Annotated in this window: 14 protein-coding genes and 2 pseudogenes; 12 read left to right on the top strand and 4 right to left on the bottom strand. The window is 33.5% G+C overall.

Going from position 1 to position 14,308, the window contains the following annotated elements:
• Positions 1 to 172: 172 nt before the first annotated feature.
• The 6 genes and pseudogenes from NFR82_RS02805 to NFR82_RS02775 all read left to right on the top strand — a co-directional run bounded on the left by NFR82_RS02805 (position 173) and on the right by NFR82_RS02775 (position 5,264).
• Positions 173 to 1,951, top strand: coding sequence for a DHA2 family efflux MFS transporter permease subunit (locus NFR82_RS02805; protein WP_251716638.1), 1,779 nt, complete (start codon positions 173 to 175; stop codon positions 1,949 to 1,951).
• 166 nt (positions 1,952 to 2,117) lie between these two features.
• A pseudogene (locus NFR82_RS02800) lies at positions 2,118 to 2,530 on the top strand (YjdF family protein).
• 174 nt (positions 2,531 to 2,704) lie between these two features.
• Positions 2,705 to 3,559, top strand: a complete 855-nt coding sequence (locus NFR82_RS02790; protein ID WP_251716636.1) for an ABC transporter ATP-binding protein — start codon at positions 2,705 to 2,707, stop codon at positions 3,557 to 3,559.
• On the top strand, positions 3,559 to 4,416 hold the full coding sequence (locus NFR82_RS02785) for an ABC transporter permease (RefSeq protein WP_251716635.1): 858 nt from the start codon (positions 3,559 to 3,561) through the stop codon (positions 4,414 to 4,416). The genes NFR82_RS02790 and NFR82_RS02785 overlap by 1 nt, the downstream gene beginning before the upstream one ends.
• Position 4,417: 1 nt before the next feature.
• Positions 4,418 to 4,867, top strand: a complete 450-nt coding sequence (locus tag NFR82_RS02780) for a LytTR family DNA-binding domain-containing protein (RefSeq protein WP_251716634.1) — start codon at positions 4,418 to 4,420, stop codon at positions 4,865 to 4,867.
• A gap of 1 nt (position 4,868) precedes the next feature.
• Complete coding sequence (locus NFR82_RS02775; protein ID WP_251716633.1) at positions 4,869 to 5,264, top strand: DUF3021 domain-containing protein; 396 nt, start codon at positions 4,869 to 4,871, stop codon at positions 5,262 to 5,264.
• Between the two features lie 40 nt (positions 5,265 to 5,304).
• Here NFR82_RS02775 and NFR82_RS02770 read toward each other — a convergent pair whose 3' ends face one another.
• The gene (locus NFR82_RS02770; RefSeq protein ID WP_251716632.1) at positions 5,305 to 5,640 is read right to left on the bottom strand and encodes a winged helix-turn-helix transcriptional regulator; all 336 of its coding nucleotides are present in this window, start codon (positions 5,638 to 5,640) and stop codon (positions 5,305 to 5,307) included.
• A 159-nt stretch (positions 5,641 to 5,799) separates the two neighbouring features.
• On the opposite strand from NFR82_RS02770, the pseudogene NFR82_RS02765 reads away from it, so the two are divergent.
• Positions 5,800 to 6,819: pseudogene (locus NFR82_RS02765) on the top strand (zinc-binding alcohol dehydrogenase family protein).
• A gap of 44 nt (positions 6,820 to 6,863) precedes the next feature.
• Here NFR82_RS02765 and NFR82_RS02760 read toward each other — a convergent pair.
• The gene (locus tag NFR82_RS02760) at positions 6,864 to 7,301 is read right to left on the bottom strand and encodes an Rrf2 family transcriptional regulator (protein WP_251716631.1); all 438 of its coding nucleotides are present in this window, start codon (positions 7,299 to 7,301) and stop codon (positions 6,864 to 6,866) included.
• 187 nt (positions 7,302 to 7,488) lie between these two features.
• Here NFR82_RS02760 and NFR82_RS02755 point away from each other — a divergent pair, with 187 nt between their 5' ends.
• A complete protein-coding gene (locus tag NFR82_RS02755) occupies positions 7,489 to 8,055 on the top strand; it encodes a lipoprotein (RefSeq protein ID WP_251716630.1) in 567 nt (188 codons plus the stop codon).
• Positions 8,056 to 8,100: 45 nt separating this feature from the next.
• Here the strand turns inward: NFR82_RS02755 and NFR82_RS02750 are convergent, their stop codons facing one another.
• On the bottom strand, positions 8,101 to 8,622 hold the full coding sequence (locus tag NFR82_RS02750; protein WP_251716629.1) for a hypothetical protein: 522 nt from the start codon (positions 8,620 to 8,622) through the stop codon (positions 8,101 to 8,103).
• A gap of 229 nt (positions 8,623 to 8,851) precedes the next feature.
• Positions 8,852 to 9,379, bottom strand: coding sequence for a TetR/AcrR family transcriptional regulator (locus NFR82_RS02745; RefSeq protein ID WP_251716628.1), 528 nt, complete (start codon positions 9,377 to 9,379; stop codon positions 8,852 to 8,854).
• A 120-nt stretch (positions 9,380 to 9,499) separates the two neighbouring features.
• Here NFR82_RS02745 and glyA point away from each other — a divergent pair, with 120 nt between their 5' ends.
• The 4 genes from glyA (at position 9,500) to NFR82_RS02725 (ending at position 14,308) form a co-directional block, all read left to right on the top strand.
• On the top strand, positions 9,500 to 10,735 hold the full coding sequence (gene glyA, locus NFR82_RS02740) for a serine hydroxymethyltransferase (RefSeq protein WP_251716627.1): 1,236 nt from the start codon (positions 9,500 to 9,502) through the stop codon (positions 10,733 to 10,735).
• 122 nt (positions 10,736 to 10,857) lie between these two features.
• Positions 10,858 to 12,465: an APC family permease gene (locus NFR82_RS02735; protein ID WP_251716626.1), complete on the top strand. Its 1,608-nt coding sequence runs from the start codon at positions 10,858 to 10,860 to the stop codon at positions 12,463 to 12,465.
• A gap of 100 nt (positions 12,466 to 12,565) precedes the next feature.
• Positions 12,566 to 12,811: a type B 50S ribosomal protein L31 gene (locus NFR82_RS02730; RefSeq protein WP_251716625.1), complete on the top strand. Its 246-nt coding sequence runs from the start codon at positions 12,566 to 12,568 to the stop codon at positions 12,809 to 12,811.
• A 129-nt stretch (positions 12,812 to 12,940) separates the two neighbouring features.
• Complete coding sequence (locus NFR82_RS02725) at positions 12,941 to 14,308, top strand: UDP-N-acetylmuramoyl-tripeptide--D-alanyl-D-alanine ligase (protein ID WP_251716624.1); 1,368 nt, start codon at positions 12,941 to 12,943, stop codon at positions 14,306 to 14,308.

Raw genomic sequence — 14,308 nt, 5'->3', positions numbered from 1 at the left:
TGTTGCTCCTGTTTTTGACACAAATCTAATTAAAATGGGGCAAAGTTTAAGTTTATGGTGAACCTATTGCCAAAGATAAATTTTCTCTGTATGGTGATAGTACAGTTAATGTCACACGTGTGTCAATAATTTTTAACTGTAAATGACATGGTTAAAACTGGAGGGAAAAACAATGTCAAAGACAAGAAAAATTATTGGCTTTGTTGGTTTAATACTTGCAATGTTCATGGGAGCACTAGATGCAACCATTGTTAATATCGCGCTGCCTGATATCATGAAAGACCTAAAAACAGGTTTAACGGATACTAGTTGGGTAGCAACAATTTATGTTTTGGCAATGGCAGCATTTATTATTACTGCTTCTAAGTTAGCAGATATTTGGGGTCGAAAGAAGATCATGTTAATAGGAGTTGTTCTATTTGGTGGTTTCTCTTTCGCCTGTATGACAGCTAATTCATTGAATCTATTAATTATTTATCGCTTCTTTCAAGGAATCGGTGGTGCAATTTTAACTCCAATTGTTTTACCAATGGGTATTGAACTATTTGGTAAAGAGAATACGAGTAAGATTACTGCCTTAATGGGTGCTTTTAGTGCTTTAGCTGCAGCTGGCGGTCCTGCTATTGGTGGTTTTATTATTAATTATGAAAGTTACCATTGGATCTTTGGGATTAATGTTCCGATTGCGATTGTTGCTTTCTTAATGATCTTAATTGGAACAAATGAATCATATGATGAGACAATCAGTAAATCTATTGATTGGTTAGGTGTCATCTCTTTAACCGCATTTATGGGCTCTCTATGCTTTGGTTTGTTAGAAGGTAGAGAATATGGATGGACTTCAATTATCATTGTAGGTTGCTTTATTGGTAGTCTGATCAGTTTGATTTTATTTATCTTAGTTGAAGCTAAAGTTAAATCACCTGTTGTTAATTTGAGTTTATTTAAAGAAAAGACATTTTCATCATCTTGCATTATTTATATGGTCTTTGGTTTTGCTATTATTGGACCATCCTTGATTTTGAATTATTTCTTACAAAACGTGAAGAATTATTCCGCATTACATTCAGCTTATTTAATTATTCCAGCATCATTGGCAATTGCAGTAGGGATGCCTTTAGCTACTAAGATGTATAAGACTGTTAGTTCTAAAATGTTGATTGGAATTGGCTTAGTCGTTACTGCTGGCGGTTTAGCAATGTTAGGAATGATTAAGACCAATACTACGCAGGAAATAATTGTTTGTTGCAATATTATTATTGGATTAGGCCTTGGTTTTACTGCCATTGCTTTGACATCCTCAGTAAAGTTTTTACCAGTAGAAAAAACGGGTATTGGTTCAGGCGTGGTTAATGCAGCCAGATATGTTGGTCAAGCAATCGGAATGGCATTATTGGTTACTCTGCTTAATAACAATGTTGTAAATGCAAAAGATAGTATTAGGGATGCTGCTTACATTCAAATTAGAGAAAAGAATCTTTCTCCTGAGGTTAAAAAAGTGGCTCGTGAGCAAATTAAGATAGTTTTTAAAAATTCTAAGGATGACAATAAGATAAGCAGTAAGCAAAAACAAATGAAAGTTAAGATTAAGAAAGCTGCTAAAAAGACTGTTGATTTACCTTTGCCTAAAGCAGGAACTGCCTATAGAAAACTATATTCAGCTAATAACAAATTAAATATTGGTACTAAGAAATTAGGAGTATTGCCACTTCCACAATTAAAACAGGGCGTGCAGCTTTTAAGTAAAGGACATCAAAAGATAGGAACGGCAATTAAGTTATTAGCACAAAAGCAGCAATTAGTTTCTGCGTTAGATAAAATTAAATCTAAGAAGAACAGTGAGCTGGCAAATGCTTTTGCAAAGGTATTTAATCTTACTAGTCTATTAACAATTATTTGGCTGCCTTTATGTTGGCTTACTGATCGAAAAGAAGATGTTGAATATTGCTAATTTTCTATCTTTGATAATAGATGGTAATTCTAATATAATTTCCTCTAAGGAAAGTAAAAACACGATTCGGTTGGTAGTCCGAATATATAATCATTAACTTTATATCAGTAACCTTCCTCCTAGGATGTCCGTCTTTCCTGATAATTTTTATTAGGAGGAACGCATTATGATTAAAGGTAAATTGACTATCGTTTTTGATGATCCGTTTTATAAAGCAATTTTTGAACGGATAGACGGTACTAATTATGAAGTAGCACAAGTGAATTTGGGAGCATCCCTGCCGCATATGCCAGAGATACTTAGCGTGGTGAATGATCATTATTCACGGTTGCATTTTTATCAATCAACGGTAAAAGAAAAGGTTCATCATCATATCAACCCTAAGAGAGCTCAAAGATGGGCTCATAGAGCTACGCAGAAAAGAGCGATTGGTACTAAAGCTCAACAAGCTTTAAAAGGCAGTTTGAGCATTCAAAGGTAGCCAAGAAAAAGGCAAAAAAGAATAGGAAGCGTAAAGAACAAGAGAGACGTTTTTTACAAAAACAAGCTAAACGCCGAAAAAAACATCGCGGTCATTAATGCAAAGAAAGCTTTCAATGTAAAAGTTGAGGGCTTTTTGCTTTATATAAAATTATTTTTATTGAAAGATTATGACCGCTTATATTTTTATTTAAACCATTCGTTAAGAAATGCGATACATAAGTTAATTGACTCTGTATTTGTATGTAAAGTTTAGAAAGGAATGCAAGACAAATGTTGATTGAAACTTATGACTTAACAAAAAAGTATGGTAAAAAGACGGCTTTGAACAAAGTTGATTTAAAAATTAATAAAGGTCAGCTTGTAGCATATTTGGGGACGAATGGTGCAGGTAAGTCAACGACAATAAATATTTTAACAGGATTATTGAAGCCGACATCAGGTGGCATTACTTATGCAAATAATCTAAAAATGGGTGTAGTATTTCAACATAGTGTACTCGACGATAATTTAACGGTAAAAGATAATCTTTATTTTCGTGCAAAGATGTATAAATGCTTTTCTGAAAAGTGGTTAAAGGAATTAATTGAATTAATTGGTATTAAAAATTTTTTAAAGCAAAAATATGGAACTTTATCTGGTGGACAAAAAAGAAGAGTAGACATTGCAAGAGCTTTGATTGACAAGCCTGATTTACTTTTCTTAGATGAACCGACTACAGGATTAGATCTACAAACTAGATTAGTAATTTGGAATTTATTGCAAAAGTTACAGAGAGAGCAAGGACTAACGATTTTTTTAACAACACATTATCTTGAAGAAGCAGAAAATGCGGATCAAATGTATATTTTAGAAAATGGCAATATTTTAGCTAACGGTTCGGCTTCAGAGATAAAGAAAAGATATGCTCCTTCAAAGTTAATAGTTAAAGTAAAAAATATTGAAAAATTAGTAACCGATACTTATGTTAAAAAAGTTACTCAAAATCAAATTGAAATAGTCTCCTTATCTCCAATAGAAGTAATTGACTTTTTAACTCAAAATACTGATCAAATAATTGATTTTGAGTATCGCAAAGGTTCGATTAATGATGCCTTTATTAAAATTGCTGGAAAGGAGCTACAATAGTGATTGCTTTATTACATCGAAATATTAAAATATATTTTTCTAATATCCCTGGCGTGATTATGTCTTGTTTGGGAGCTTTAATTTCATTTTTTATTTTTATTAGCTTTTTACAAAAAAATCTTGAAAATTCGTGGACTCATGTTTCAAATGTTACGGAAATGTTAGATTTATGGATGATTGCGGGAATCGTTTCTATTGCAGGGATTACTACTTCTTTTCAAGCATTAGGTCAATTAGTAAAAGATCGTGAAACTAGAACAGCAGATGATTTGAAGTTAACCGATATTTCTACATTCAAACAAAATATATCTTATGTTTTATCAAGCTCTGTAGTAAGTTTTATTATGCAAATAATTACATTGATGGTAATGGGAATTTACTTTACTGTAGCAGATAAAATTACTATTCCAAGTAATATATTTTTTTCCGTTTTAGGTTATATGTTTATCGGTGCAATTTCCGCAACGATGTTAAATGAAATTATTGTTTTCTTTATTCATTCTTCAACTACTTTTAGTAGGCTTTCCGCAGTTGTTGGAGCCGCAGCCGGTTTTGCCGTAGCTACCTATATGCCTTATGGGACATTAACATCACATGCGCAAACTTTGGTAAAATTAATTCCAAGTAGTTATGAAGCCTCAGCTTTAAGAAGTTTATTGTTAAATCAAGTAAGTAAGAATAATTTATCAATTGCTATGAGAAAACAATTAATCAATTACTTAGGTATTCATTTTAAAATTAATGGATATCAATTAACTCGAATTGATAATTTATATATCATGTTTGGGATGATAGTTGTTTTGACAATATTAATTGGAATATTATCTTCTTTGGCTGATAGAAAGAGAAATAACTAAATTGAAGGTTAAGTTCCTAAAAGATGAATCTTTACAAGATGAAATTCAAGTAGAAATAAAGTCTGCTAATCAAAGTTTTACAATAAAACGATTAATAGATTATATTAACAAATTTGAAAAGCATGAACGTAGTTTAATACCTGTGAAAACCCCAGATAAGATTGTAACCATTAAAATTGAAAATTTAATTAAGGTTGAAGTTCAAGCAACTAGTTTGACATATTACACGACGGACGGAGTTATAAAAACTACGGGTAGGCTTTATCAAACATTGGGAAAATTGGGTAATGATTTTGTTCAAGTGTCACGACATTCCGTAATCAATTTAAATTATTTAGAATCAATTGAGAGTGGTTTTGCCGGAAATATGATAGCTATCTTAAATAATAGTTTGCGAGCAGATGTTTCAAGAAGATATTTGCCAGAACTAGAAAGAGAATTAGGTTTGTAAAATGAAACTATTTAGCAAATATGTAGATTATTTTTTTACAGGAGTAGGATTCGGTTCTATTTGTTATCTGTGTATTTTAACTTTTATGTACCCAGGTGTAGCACCAACAGTTAAAGGCGTAAGTTCCGTTTTCCTTTTGTCTGGTTTAATTGGAATTTGGTCAATGATTTTCAAAACGGATTTGTCATTGATTAGTGCAATAATTATTCATTTCATTGGAACCTTTATTATATTTTTAGTGATGGCTTATATTAATGCTTGGAGAATTAGTTGGATATCAATTTTTATTTTTGTATTAGCCTATATAGTAATTTGGATAATTATTTTTTTGGGACAAAAAAAGACGATTAGTAAAATAAATATCAAAATTAAGCAAAGAAATTTAAATAGAAAATAATTTTATAGCAAAAACGGTAAACCAAATTAGGTTTGCCGTTTTACTTGTGATCTTTATTATACTGTTCTCCCCACTTTTCCATTTCTAGTATTAGAGGAGTAAGTGTTTTTCCTAATTGGGTTAAAGAATAGCTGGTTTTAGGAGGGACACTTGGAAATGTCGTTTTGCTGATTATGTGATCACTAATTAATTCTTTTAGTTGTAATGAAAGCATTCTTCTTGAGCAATTAGGCATTAATTTTTGTAATTGATTAAATCGACAATTGCCTTCTTTAATTAGATGATAAATAATTACGCTTTTCCATTTACCAGAAATTATCTGCAATGTGCTTTCAACAGGACATCCCTCAGAACAGTCATATATATGTCGTGGCATCGAATCACCTCATAGATATAATTTTACGCTTGGTTATAGGTGTAAGGTAGGGGAATAATTTGTTACTTAGTTATAAAAAATTCACTTCTTCCTTTTTTCTTTTTATCATCTTACTATTATTTTGTAAGCGCGCCAAAAAGATATATAAAGGAGATACATATGAAAGCGATAGGTTTTATTAAACATTTAGATATTGATAATCCAGAAAGTTTAGTTGATTTTGAAACTGTTAAGCCAACCCCTAAAGGCCATGATTTATTAGTTAATACATCTGCTGTATCAGTTAACCCTGTTGATATTGGTGTAAGAAAAAGTGGAAAAAAGGATTTAAAACAACATAAGATAATCGGCTGGGATGCATGTGGAATTGTATCAGAAGTTGGGAAAGATGTAACTCTATTTAAACCAGGGGACAGAGTTTTTTATGCGGGTTCTTTTATTCGTTCAGGAAGTAATAGTGAATATCAATTAGTTGATGAAAGAATTGTCGGTCACGCTCCAAAGCGTCTAAAAGATGATCAAGCTGCGGCTATGCCCTTAACCTCATTAACAGCCTATGAAGCCTTATTTGAACAACTCGAATTAACCTTTGACAAGAATAAAAATTCTGATAAAACTATTTTAATCATTAATGGTGCTGGTGGTGTCGGATCCGTAGCCAGTCAATTGGCACACTTAGCCGGTTTGACAGTTATTTCAACTGCTTCAAGACCTGAAAGTATTAAGTGAACCAAAGAACATGGTGCAGACTATGTAGTAAATCACAGAGAAGACTTAGTAAAGCAGGTCAATGATTTAGGGTATAAGTATGTTGATTACATTCTTGAATTAAAGGATATTGATGGAAATTGGAAAGGTATGTGCAAGCTTATTAAGCCAGAAGGTCGAATAGCATCTATTACTGAAAACCGGCATCCCATTAATTTAAGTTCATTAACTAAAAAGAAAGCTCATTTTTCATGGGAATGGATGTATACCAAGTCTTATTACCACACGGATGATATGATTACTCAACATGAGATTTTGGATGAGATTGCTGAAATACTTGACAATGGTCAATTGAAATGTACTTTGACTAAATCTCTATCACCATTAAATGCTAAAAAATTACGTGAAGCTCATAAATTAGTTGAGAGTGGTCATATGATCGGTAAGGTTGTTGTAAGTGATTGGAAATAAATATTAGAAAATTTGCATCAAAATAAAAAGCGATGAGAAAATTCTCATCGTTTTTCTTTTTGCGCTTGTCTTTTCAGAATATCGCCAATTACATCCTGTAAACTAATTTGACTCATCTTAGCAAATGCTGCTGATTCAATATCATTGTAGAAACCATTCAATGTGTTTTGGATATTTCCGCCAACAATGCACTTAGAATTAGTATCTGGGTCAACATGAATTAAACGATGATCCATATTAATTGCTTGGTAGATTTCAAGTAGCGAAATATCTTTTGGATCTTTAACAAGGGTAGGCTTAGCTGCACCTTTATGGGTCTCAATTAAATTAGCCTTGCGCAGGTCTGACATCAGCTGTCTAACAACACTAGGATTTGAGTTAATACTTGCAGCGATCGCTTTACTTGAAAGATTCGTATCGTGATAGATATTTAAATAGCTAAGTAAGTGAATTGCATCACTCAATTTGTAAGAAAATTTCATAATACAGTCCTTCTAGCTTGTTAATTTTAGATTTACAAGCATTGCAATAAATAAGATGTGTAGTTTTTAAACTTACAAGTATCATTATAGCTTTAAATAATTCTTTCTCAAATGATCAAGTTTTAAGTTTAATTATTGATTGATTTGGAATAAAATAAGTTTTATAAAATTTATGGTAGGTATATTTATGAAAAAAGTTATTCCAGTAATTTTATTGGCGCTAGCCTTAACAGCATGTTCAAATCAAAGTAACGAAAAGCAATCTTCAGGCTCTTCATCAAATACATACCATGTCGAGAAACATACAAATCATGAATCTGAAAAGCCTGATATTCATAAAAGGTATAAGGGTTTAAAACTAATGACAATCCCAAGTGACTTTCGAGGAACATGGTATCGTAGTGATGCTTTTTCAAAATCTGCTCGTAAGCTTGTTATTACTAATCATTTAGTTAATGACTCAGTTTTATATGAAAAGGTTGGTAATTTTAAACTAGATCATAATTCTACTGAGCAGAATAAAGAATACGCCGGTGATATCTCTTTAGGTCAAATCCAAAATAAGAATGGTCAAACTTGGCTTAGAGTAAGAGATATTTTAGGAACTGTTGATTTGATTTATATCACTGGTAACTTTAAAGGACACGAATGTTTATACTTAGCTTATTCGTCTGGTGATATTCATAGCGCTTTATTTAAAGATGCTAAAACTGCTATCAAATATCGTAAATATGATTTTTCAAAAATAAATTAAGGCAAAAGAAAACTCCCAGTTCAATTGAACTGAGAGTTTTTTTAATTACTTAGAAATTTTATGCACTTTGTGAGCAATAACCATTTCCTTGTTACGGTCTGTCAAGATTGCTTCTCTAAGAGCCGTCCATGGATGTCTGAGCAAACCCTTCTTGTGTTTGTAGAATAAAAATGCGGCGTGGTCACGATTTAAGTGACGCAAATATCTTTTCGCATTTTTAACCTGAACGTGATGATCAAGTGGCAATTTTGGCTCAAAGTCTGTCACATGATGTTGCGCATTATAAACAGGGGAAACTTTGTGATGCCACTTGTCAAGTTGGTGAGTATTATGCGCACCGATTTCTTTACCGGCTCTAACAATATCTTTTTTACTATCGAGATTGTTTAAACCTTTTAATTGTGACTTTTTATCAGAATAATAGTTTCCTAAGCCATCTTGACGGTAAAGCTTAATATTTTTAGATTCATGCTTCTTATCTTTATCATTAACAGTAACTTTTAAAACGTCACCGTTTTTATGATTCATTAAAAATATTTCATGATCTTTTGCATAATCGTCTTTCATTACTAAGTATCCCTCCTTATTTGATTTATTTAAACTACTATTATAGCAACTTTTTAGAAGAAGTCAAAATAGGGCCTAGCGATTTTTTATCACTAGGTAGAGTTTCGACTGTTTAGTTGATAGTAGATGAAAACTAACTAACACAAGTTAATTGTAAGCGCAAATAGAGTTGGTAACAAATAAAAAGAACTATTAAAAAATGCCATTCAAGATGAATGACTTTTTGGTATTATATGTAGCTTAATCTGTTTTCTGCAAGTTGAGGCGAGTACTTAAGAACACCTTGTTTAATTAACATAGCAAGACCATTGATTGTTGACCAGATACGTAATGATAATTCTTGTGTTTTAATCTTCTTTTCTTTGGATAAATCAGCGATTACGGCATTGATTTTTTGTGAAAGATTGTCGGCAATACTAAGACTGTTTTTAGGTAAAATTTGTCCAATTTCAGGATTGAAGAAAATGAAGTCAATGATGTGCGGAGTTTTGCTGACTTTCTTTAGGAAAACAGATACTGTGTGAATTAACTGGTCTTTATTTGAACGGTGGAAGCAAAGTGACTCAGTTAACATTTCGTTGGTTAAACGTTGAGCAACGTGACTAAGCAAACCGTTTTTATTTTTAAAGTGATTGTAAATCAAATGTGGATGACTTTTACACTTTTTGGCAACTGTTCTAACAGTTAAACCTGAACTACCTTTATTTTCAATAATTTTACTTGCGGCATTAATAATTCTTTCTTTTTTATCGATCATCTAATCTAAATCCCCTTCGTATATTTTGTTAAATTAAGTTTATCTTTTGAGGTGACACTGTGTCAATAAATAGATAAGATGTATAATAAATCTTAAGAAATTAAATGATGGAGGGTCCGCATGAAATATTCAGAAAAATCCCCAGAATTATGGGAAGCGATTAAAAAAGAAGAGGATCGACAAGAAAATACTATTGAATTGATTGCATCAGAAAATATTGTTTCAGATGCAGTTCGTGAAGCTCAAGGATCAATCTTAACTAATAAGTACGCCGAAGGATATCCAGGCAAGCGTTACTATGGTGGTTGCCAATATATTGATCAAGTTGAACAACTAGCAATTGATTATGCGAAAAAGTTGTTCAATGCTAAATTTGCTAACGTTCAACCACACTCAGGTTCTCAAGCAAATATGGCCGTTTATGGTGCACTTTTAAAGCCTGGTGATAAGATTCTAGGAATGGGAATGGATGCTGGTGGTCACCTTACTCATGGTGCTAAAGTTAACTTCTCAGGTAAATTTTATAAATCATACAGCTATGATTTGAATCCTGACACAGAAGAACTTGATTTTGACGAAATCAAACGAGTTGCAGAAAAAGTTCAACCTCAGTTAATTGTTGCGGGAGCCTCCGCTTATAGTCGAATTATTGATTGGGAAGCCTTCAGAGCAATTGCGGATGATGTTGGAGCATATTTAATGGTTGATATGGCTCATATTGCTGGACTTGTAGCAACTGGAGCCCATCCAAGTCCAATTGGAGTAGCGGATGTTGTAACTACTACTACTCACAAAACGCTTCGCGGTCCGCGTGGTGGCTTGATTTTATCTAATAATTTAGAGTTAGGTAAGAAGATTAATTCCGCATTATTCCCTGGAACTCAGGGTGGCCCATTAGAGCATGTTATTGCGGCCAAGGCACAAGCCTTCTATGAAGATTTGCAACCTGAATTTACTACTTATATTAATCAAGTAGTTAAGAATGCTGCGGCTATGGCAGATGAATTTAACCAAAGCGATAATATCAGAGTTGTTTCTGGTGGCACCGATAACCACTTAATGATTATTGATATTACTGATACTGGTTTGACTGGAAAAGATGCACAGAACTTACTTGATTCAATCAATATCACAACTAATAAAGAATCAATTCCAGGCGATAAGCGTAGTCCTTTTGTTACTAGTGGTGTAAGAATCGGAACACCAGCAATTACAAGTAGAGGATTTGATGAATCAGATTCACGTAAGGTTGCAGACATTATTAGTAAAGTTCTTAACAACGCTAATGATGAATCAGTAATCGAAGAAGCCAAATCCGACGTTGCAGCTTTAGTTAAGAAACACCCTATTTATTAAAAAACTTATGTAAGATAAATAGCTATATAAAAATAAATTTCATCTATTTTATTCGTCTGGGTTAAAACCAGGCGAATTTTTGTTATAATGAACCATTAATATTCACAGTAAGGATGAAATAAATGAATGACGAGAAAAATAAGATAAGTAATGGCCATAAGATGGGGCTATTTTCAGCAATTATGCTGGCGCTTAATTCATTAATCGGATCTGGTTGGCTATTTGGTTCAGGGTCAGCTGCCAAAATTGCCGGCCCAGCTGCAATTATTTCATGGATTTTGGGCGCAGTAATCATCATTTTGATTGCAATTACCTATATTGAATTAGGCTCAATGTTTCCTGAAAGTGGGGGAATGAGTCGATATGCTCAGTATAGTCATGGACCGCTTTTAGGTTTTATTGCGGCTTGGGCTAACTGGATTTCATTGATTACTTTGGTTCCGATGGAGGCCGTTGCGGCTGTTCAATATATGTCTTCATGGCCATGGTCGTGGGCTAACTGGACAAAGAATTTTATGAAGGATGGCAATATTACAGGGCAAGGATTGCTGGTGGTATTTGCCTTCATGACAATTTTTACTTTGATTAATTATTGGTCAGTAAAAATCATGACTCGTTTTACTAATTTAATTTCTATTTTTAAAATTCTTTTACCATCATTAACCATCATTGTTTTGATTTGTAGCGGATTTCACGCTCAAAATTTCGGAAGCAATATCCATGAATTTATGCCATATGGAACAAGATCAATCTTTGAAGCAACTTCTGTATCAGGGATTATTATGTCTTATGATGCTTTCCAAACTATTATTAATATTGGTGGAGAAATCAAGGATCCTCATAAGAATATTACCCGTGGTGTTTTAGCATCAATGTTGATTACAGCAGGGATTTATATCATGTTACAGGTAACATTTATTGGGGCAGTTGAACCAGATGTACTTGCAAAAGTAGGTTGGCATGGTATCAATTACACATCACCATTTGCGGATTTGGCAATTTTGCTTGGAATCAATTGGCTTGTGATTTTACTTTATCTTGATGCATTTGTTTCACCATTTGGTACAGGAGTTGCCTTTGTTGCGACTGCATCAAGAGCCTTAGCAGCTATGACTCATACTAAGCACCTTCCTGCGTGGCTTGGTAAATTGAATCAAAAATACATGATTCCACGAATTGCAATGATAACTGATTTTGTTTTGGCTGTAATTTTGGTTAGTGTGTTTAGAAATTGGAACTTATTAGCAACGGTCATCACGGCCGCTACGTTGATTGCTTATTTAACTGGTCCTGTAACTGTAATGACATTACGTAAAATTAGTCCTAATTTAAAGCGACCATTCGGGCCAAATTATATGTCCTGGCTTGCACCAATAGCCTTTGTGCTGACGAGCTTGGCTGTTTACTGGTCAATGTGGCCAACAACGGTTCAAGTTATATTAGTTATTGCTTTAGGAATCCCAGTTTACATTTATTATGAAATTAAATATAAGCACTCAAACTTAAAAGATCAGTTTAAACATGCTTGTTGGATAATTGTATATATGATCTTTATTTCTATCATGTCGTATATTGGTAGTGAAGGTTTTGGTGGTCAAAATTGGATTAAATATCCATGGGACTTCCTTGTGATTATCATTATTTCATTAGGCTTTTATTTCTGGGGAATTAAATCGAGTTTACCTAAGGTTGATCCGGTTGCCGAGCAATTAAATGATCAGGTAAAATGATTTTAGATCTTGAAAATAAGTGTTGAAGATGGTATCCTAATTAACGTTAATCGATTAATCTATGGTCTAAAAATAGATCATGGCAAAAGGAGAAATTATTATGCAACAAGGTATTCATCCAGAAACTCGTAAAGTTGTATTCATGGACTCAGCAACTGGTGCTAAGTTCTTAGCAGATTCAACTTTAGATTCAAAGGAAACTGTAGATTACGAAGGTAATACTTACCCATTAATCCGTGTTGAAGTTTCATCAGATTCACACCCATTCTACACTGGTAAGCAAAAGTTTGCTCAAGCAGATGGTCGAATCGAAAAGTTCAACAAGAAGTACGGCTTGAAGAAGTAATTACTTACGATCTAGTGGAAGCAGTCCCATTGGGGCTGCTTTTTTTATATCAAGTTCATTTGGCAGATCCGTCGAAAGAACGTATAATGGTTGCTGTATTAAATATATTTTTATATGGGAGCAAAGATAATGAAAATGCAACTGGCTGAAATTGCCAAAGCTTTGGGAACTACATGTGAAGGTAAGGATACAACAGAGATTACGTCTGTTGCTTTTGATTCCAGAAAGATTGCTGAAGGTGGCCTTTTTGTGCCAATCGTTGGCGAAAGAGATGGCCATGATTTTGTTGATAGTGCAATTGAAAATGGCGCTTCAGCAACATTATGGAAAAAGGGACATGAGAATAAGCCAAGCGATATTGCGGTGCTAGAAGTTGATGATCCCTTGACTGCAATGCAAGAATTATCACGTTATTACTTGGATAAGGTTAATCCAACAGTTGTAGGAATTACTGGTTCAAATGGTAAAACGACAACTAAAGATATGGTAGCTGCAGTTTTATCAAAACGATTTAATGTTCACAAGACCCAAGCAAACTTCAATAATGAAATTGGTGTGCCAATGACGATTTTAGAAATGAAACCAAATACTGAAATTTTGGTTTTAGAAATGGGAATGGATCGTCCAGGTCAGTTGCATCATCTTAGTGAATTAACTCATCCTGATGTGGCAGTTATCACTATGATTGGTGAAGCTCATATTGAATTCTTTGGAAGTCGTGATAAGATAGCCGATGCCAAGATGGAAATTACTGACTTCTTACGTGAAGATGGCGAGTTTATTTATAATGGAGATGAACCATTATTAGAAGAGCGTGCAAAAAAGATTGATCAGGCTAAGGCAACTTTTGGCTTTAGTGAGAATGACACTGTTTATGCAACTAGCTTTAGAAGCTATAAGCATCATGCTACTTTTACAGTTAATAATTCTGAACAAGAATTTTCTATTCCAATGATTGGTAAGCATAATGTTTCCAACGCCATGGCAGCTCTTAGCGTTGGGCGTCATTTTGGTGAAAGTGATGAAGAAATTGCTGCATCACTTTCTAACTTTGTGCCAACAGCTAATCGAATGGAATGGGAAAAAGGTGATGTTGGAGAGGATATCATGAGTGATGTTTATAACTCCAACCCTACAGCTGTTCGTGCAGTAATTACTAGCTTTGGTCAAATCGAAATGCCAGCGGATGGAAGAAGAATCGCCGTTTTAGGAGATATGCTTGAACTTGGTGAAAAGTCAGCAGAACTTCATGCTGGTCTTGAAGGCTGCTTAGATCCAAAAGTGATCAACGAAGTATATCTTTATGGTAGTGAAATGAAGAATTTATATGATGCACTTCAAGATAAGTATTCTTCAGATCAAATTCATTACTATGCTAAAGATGAGATGAACCATATGATTAATGATTTAAAGAATGATATTAAGCCTGATGACATAGTTGTATTCAAGGGTTCACACGGAATGCATCTGGAAAAAGTTGTTGAGAGGCTTAGATAG

Source organism: Lactobacillus agrestimuris (assembly GCF_943193025.1).
Taxonomy (GTDB): domain Bacteria; phylum Bacillota; class Bacilli; order Lactobacillales; family Lactobacillaceae; genus Lactobacillus; species Lactobacillus agrestimuris.
The sequence above is the reverse complement of the archived record's forward strand: the minus strand, read 5'-3'. Positions and strand labels throughout refer to the sequence as shown.

Excerpts from the sequence above, each read along its gene's own strand:
- NFR82_RS02790 (WP_251716636.1), top strand. The coding sequence starts at position 2,705 with ATGTTGATTGAAACTTATGACTTAACAAAAAAGTATGGTAAAAAGACG.
- NFR82_RS02755 (WP_251716630.1), top strand. The coding sequence starts at position 7,489 with ATGAAAAAAGTTATTCCAGTAATTTTATTGGCGCTAGCCTTAACAGCA.
- NFR82_RS02725 (WP_251716624.1), top strand. The coding sequence starts at position 12,941 with ATGAAAATGCAACTGGCTGAAATTGCCAAAGCTTTGGGAACTACATGT.
- NFR82_RS02770 (WP_251716632.1), bottom strand. The coding sequence starts at position 5,640 with ATGCCACGACATATATATGACTGTTCTGAGGGATGTCCTGTTGAAAGC.
- NFR82_RS02750 (WP_251716629.1), bottom strand. The coding sequence starts at position 8,622 with ATGAAAGACGATTATGCAAAAGATCATGAAATATTTTTAATGAATCAT.
- NFR82_RS02730 (WP_251716625.1), top strand. The coding sequence starts at position 12,566 with ATGCAACAAGGTATTCATCCAGAAACTCGTAAAGTTGTATTCATGGAC.
- NFR82_RS02775 (WP_251716633.1), top strand. The coding sequence starts at position 4,869 with ATGAAACTATTTAGCAAATATGTAGATTATTTTTTTACAGGAGTAGGA.
- NFR82_RS02735 (WP_251716626.1), top strand. The coding sequence starts at position 10,858 with ATGAATGACGAGAAAAATAAGATAAGTAATGGCCATAAGATGGGGCTA.
- NFR82_RS02760 (WP_251716631.1), bottom strand. The coding sequence starts at position 7,301 with ATGAAATTTTCTTACAAATTGAGTGATGCAATTCACTTACTTAGCTAT.
- glyA (WP_251716627.1), top strand. The coding sequence starts at position 9,500 with ATGAAATATTCAGAAAAATCCCCAGAATTATGGGAAGCGATTAAAAAA.
- NFR82_RS02745 (WP_251716628.1), bottom strand. The coding sequence starts at position 9,379 with ATGATCGATAAAAAAGAAAGAATTATTAATGCCGCAAGTAAAATTATT.
- NFR82_RS02805 (WP_251716638.1), top strand. The coding sequence starts at position 173 with ATGTCAAAGACAAGAAAAATTATTGGCTTTGTTGGTTTAATACTTGCA.